A 2,601-nucleotide genomic window follows, 5' to 3' on the forward strand; every position below is an offset into this window, starting at 1 on the left:
CCACCAGCTACGAAGCTGGCCTGCACCTCTGCGGCACGATGCTCTGGCTCCGCAGCATCACTCCGCACTCATGATCCGAATTCCAGACAGAACCTTGTGCAAGGGATCGTGGTGAGGGGCGGGGCCGGACCGCGAAGATTCAGCGGCGGCAGTGGACGGGCGGCATCTGATGAGTCACAGCCCGCACAACGCGGCCAGCGTAGTCACTTTTCGCGTCACTGCCCGGGTTTTGACCGAATTCGCAGGTCGTCGCTACGGCGGGAGGGCAACGTCGCACGGCGTGCCGGGTTCGACGTCAGCCAGCCCCGCCTGCTGGACAACGTGATGGCCGGACCGCTGCGGTCGGGTTTGGCGGTGCCTGCTGTGTCACAGGGATGAGGCAGGGAGTGCCGGACGCGCGTCCGGACTGAGACATGGGGAACGCAGAAAGACTGCATCAAGAGGGGGCGTTATGAGCTGGGTTCGGCCGGTTGCCAACGGGTTGCGCACCGATCATCCGTTTCCGGGGCTGCCGTTCATCAACGACGAGCGGCTGCCTCTGGACAAACCCGACGCGATCGAGCGGACCGGCCGCAATCAGGGCGAAGGGCTGTGGGGCCGCACGGACCCCTTACCCGGAGGGGGGTGGGTGGCCTTCACGACCGAAACGAAGAACCGCGCCTACGCGTGGGCTGTTCACCAGCACCCCCTCCACGGCCGCACCGTCCTGCTCATTCACGACCAGGACATGAGTTCCCAGCACCACAACTGGATGTACGGGCGCAACGGGTTCCTCTACCGGCACGGCGGCTACTGGTGGGACGGAACCGCCTGGCACCGTCCGGGCCTGGTCGTGGACCGCGCCTACGAGGGCTACGACGCCCGCCCGGTGGAAGACGCCGTCACCGCCGCGGACCTCCTGCGCCGCCCCGGAAACCCGCGCAACGCCCGGATCGCAAAGATCGCCGACTTCACCGCCCCCGAGGAACCGCTGCCGCAATGGGGCGACCATCTCGCCCTGTGGGCCACATTCCGTCTGCCCGACTCCGCGCCGCTGGAGCGATGCGTCGTCGACCTGCGGGCACCCGAGCTCGAACCGGACCGCCTCGTGGACCGGGCAGGTCTCGCCCAGGCCGCAGAAGTGGCACCCGACGACCTGCCCCACCCGGAGTACGGGCGCCGCAGTCTGCCCGCCGCCCAGCTCGAAACCGCCCAGGGACCCCGCTGGTCCCGGCCCGTGGCCCGCGACTGGGCCGAGGAACACCGCAGGAGCGACAGACTGCGGACATTGCTGTCCGGCACGACGACGTTCGGTACCGAACAGCCGCTCGGCCTCGTCGCCGACCACAACCACCTCACCAAGATCATCGACGATGGCCTGGAGGACGCCGACCGCAGCCGGAAAAAGCGCGGCACGCTCGGCAAGACGAACCATGAGGAAACCGCCGCACAACTCGCCTGGTGGCCCGCGGTCGCCCTCAGCGACGACACTGACGGCTTCATCCCCGTCGCAGCGCTGCGCACCACCCTGATCGAGGCCGTCCTCGGAGGCCTCGCCGACGACATCGAGCAGGCCGGTGGGAACAACAGGCCTCGCGCCACGCTCGGTGATATCCGGCGCGACGTCATCAAGCTCCTCGACTGGTACATCCTGCGGGAACCCGACGGAACGCCGTCGCTCTTCGGTGAGATCTGTCTGACCGCCCGCCTGCGCCTCGGGCTGCACCCCAAGGATGTCGGTGGCCTCCTGCGGCAGTCCCTCCGCCTCAGCAGCCAGTTGGACGGCGACACGGTCGACGCCCTGATGGAGCTGGCACTGCCCCCCTCCGCAACAAGGACAGACGGCCACTGAATGTCGCGCGAGGAGGCCCGGACGGGGCGGCGTGGGCGGCTCCGTGAAGGAGCAGGGCGGTGACAGCGATCCCGGTGGCGGGAGGGCGACGGTACGGCGCACCAGGGGATCAAGTGTCGCTTTCGCCGAGCAGGAGGCGTGCATCGTACTGCGCTTGCCGGCGCCACGTCCGCTGACGGTCGAGGACCGCCACGGTGCGCCGGCGCACGGTCAGCAGCGCTTGGTGGGGGTCCTTGCCGTGGTAGTCGCCCAGCGTCTGCACCAAGTCCTCGAACGCTCCCAAAACGGCCAGCACCGCCGCGGTGACGAGACGTGGCGCACGGGTCTGAAACGACGCCGCTTCCATGGGCGCCCCGCGGGGCGCTGCCCGCCCGTGGTGCAGTCGCGGAAGACGTCCGCGCGGCGACCGGCGCACGAAGCCGGTCAGTTGCACCTCGTTGCAACCCCTGTCGGCCCTCCCAGCGGATCGGTGCCGGCGATTGCATTCCATCCCGCGGGACATGTGATCTGCCCGGCACGCGCACGCCCGACTACCTGCAATGCTGGCGGGCCTACAGCCAACACGGGCCATAGTGGGGGAGAGGCACATGCTGGACGCCGATCTGTTGAAGCACCCCGTGATCCGCGACTGCATTGATGCGCTCGTCGACGGCCGGGGCGGACTGGTCGTCTACGGGCAGGGTCTGGGGGGGGGGGGGGGGGGCGGGGGCGGGGGCCGCGGGCGGGCCGGCCGCGGGTCCCCGCACCGCGGCCGCGAAGGCTGCCCGGAC

Annotated in this window: 2 protein-coding genes; one reads left to right on the plus strand and one right to left on the minus strand. The window is 69.7% G+C overall.

Features of this window, described 5'->3' with window-relative positions; translation table 11 throughout:
* Positions 1–451: 451 nt before the first annotated feature.
* The gene (locus ACGFYH_RS34535; protein ID WP_393807117.1) at positions 452–1,831 is read left to right on the plus strand and encodes a hypothetical protein; all 1,380 of its coding nucleotides are present in this window, start codon (positions 452–454) and stop codon (positions 1,829–1,831) included.
* A 109-nt stretch (positions 1,832–1,940) separates the two neighbouring features.
* On the opposite strand, the gene ACGFYH_RS34540 is transcribed toward ACGFYH_RS34535, so the two are convergent.
* On the minus strand, positions 1,941–2,177 hold the full coding sequence (locus ACGFYH_RS34540) for a hypothetical protein (RefSeq protein WP_393807118.1): 237 nt from the start codon (positions 2,175–2,177) through the stop codon (positions 1,941–1,943).
* Positions 2,178–2,601: the final 424 nt, after the last annotated feature.

The sequence above is a fragment of the Streptomyces sp. NPDC048392 genome, assembly GCF_043200575.1.
In the GTDB taxonomy this organism is placed as follows: domain Bacteria; phylum Actinomycetota; class Actinomycetes; order Streptomycetales; family Streptomycetaceae; genus Streptomyces.

Coding starts and splice junctions, on each gene's coding strand:
- ACGFYH_RS34535 (WP_393807117.1), top strand. CDS start 452: ATGAGCTGGGTTCGGCCGGTTGCCAACGGGTTGCGCACCGATCATCCG.
- ACGFYH_RS34540 (WP_393807118.1), bottom strand. CDS start 2,177: ATGGAAGCGGCGTCGTTTCAGACCCGTGCGCCACGTCTCGTCACCGCG.